Origin of the sequence: Brevibacterium renqingii, from assembly GCF_017808095.1 — a bacterium.
In the GTDB taxonomy this organism is placed as follows: Bacteria; Actinomycetota; Actinomycetes; order Actinomycetales; family Brevibacteriaceae; genus Brevibacterium; species Brevibacterium renqingii.
This window is the reverse complement of the sequence record NZ_JADBHG010000021.1, coordinates 1-1,097: the sequence shown is the minus strand read 5'-3', so window position 1 is coordinate 1,097 and position 1,097 is coordinate 1. Positions and strand designations below refer to the sequence as shown.

Genomic DNA, 1,097 nt, shown 5'->3' with positions numbered 1-1,097 from the left:
TGTACTTCCCCGTGAGGTTGTGAACACGAGCTGATGGCGTGAGTCCACCGATGCCGGTATGGGGTCGGTGGAAATTATAGTCATGTACCCACGCTTCGTAGGCTGCAGCACGCTCGGTTTCGCTGGCATACACCCTCGCATAGGCCCATTCGGCGTCGAGAGTCCGATTGAACCGCTCGACCTTCCCGTTCGTCTGTGGTCGGTAGGGTTTCGTCTTGCGGTGTTTCACGCTCTCGCCCAGAGCCTCTGCAAAGGCCCGTGATCGGTAGCAGGATCCGTTATCGGTCATCACTGCTGTGACGTCGACACCGATGCTGGCGAAGAACTCGTTCGCGCGCCGCCAGAACCCGGCAGCGGTGTCTTTGCGCTCATCATCGAGGATCTCGGAGTACGCGACTCTCGAGTAGTCATCGACAGCGTGGTGGAGGAATCGATACCCGCGCGAGGCCGTGGCCCCGGCTCGGGCGGCACGGTCCCGGTGGGAGCTGGCTTTCCGGTCCTGGACTGACCCACGCCCATGTGCACGCCACCCGCCACCGTCGGGGATCCGGCCCTGCTTCTTGACGTCGACATGGACCAGGCGTCCGGGAGCCTCGGCTTCGTAACGGACTGGGGCCGGCTTACGCGCCGGCAGGCCTGTCATCTGATCGATGTGAGCCAACAGCGGCATCTGGTACCGGTCGAGGACGCGGCCGACAGTCGAGCGTGGAATGTGAAGGTGGTAGCTGATTCGGTGCGGGCCCCACCGTCGGTTGATCCGCAGCGACAGGATGCGTCTTTCCCGTTTGGCAGGCAATCGTGTAGGGCTGTGGTGGGGTCGGCTGGAGAGATCGTCGAGGCCCTCGCGTGCACGGTGTCTACGTACCCATCTGGACACGGTTGCTGGTGAGACTTGGAAGCGTTCGGCGACTCGGCGCTGGGACCATCCGTGGTCGATGACGAGAGCGACAAGGCGGCGTCTACCCTCGATAGTCAGTGGTGCGTTACGGTGTGTCATGAAGACCTCCGGGACTCGATCATGAGTGTGGTTACCCATATCGGTATCGGAGGTCTTCGTTGTGTTTCAACTACCGTTCACAACGTGTCGAGGAAGTACA

Annotated in this window: 1 protein-coding gene; it reads right to left on the bottom strand. The window is 61.7% G+C overall.

Annotation, left to right across the window (positions count from 1 at the left end; all coding sequences use genetic code 11):
* On the bottom strand, positions 1–997 hold a 997-nt coding region (locus tag IIE29_RS16665; RefSeq protein WP_209326413.1), incomplete at its 3' end, for an IS481 family transposase.
* Positions 998–1,097 lie beyond the last annotated feature (100 nt).